The sequence below is a fragment of the Dellaglioa sp. CoH-57-MRSF-16 genome (assembly GCF_056782055.1).
In genome coordinates this window covers 1-236 of the sequence record NZ_JBXAXZ010000230.1, presented here as the reverse complement: position 1 = coordinate 236, position 236 = coordinate 1, and the positions used below count along the sequence as shown (strand labels likewise).

Below are 236 nucleotides of genomic sequence, written 5' to 3'. Positions count from 1 at the left end.
GACCTCCACCCTCAACAAGCAGGGCGTCAAGCCGACCGGCTCGGCGCTGATCGTCTACACCTCAACCGACGACACCGGCTTCTCCTTCCTTGCCGAGCTTCCGGTCGACCAGGAGCCGAAGGGCCTGCCGAAGGACGTCACCGTCGGCAAATCGCCGGACGGCAAGGTGCTGAAGTTCGTCCATCGCGGTTCCTACGACAACATGGACAACACCTACGAGGCGATCACCAACCACC

At 62.7% G+C, this 236-nt stretch carries 1 protein-coding gene; it reads left to right on the top strand.

Translation table 11 applies throughout. The features are described 5' to 3' along the window. Nucleotides 1-236 (top strand): GyrI-like domain-containing protein (locus AC1RPH_RS08520; RefSeq protein WP_481762153.1); only part of this gene is annotated, 236 nt, incomplete at both ends.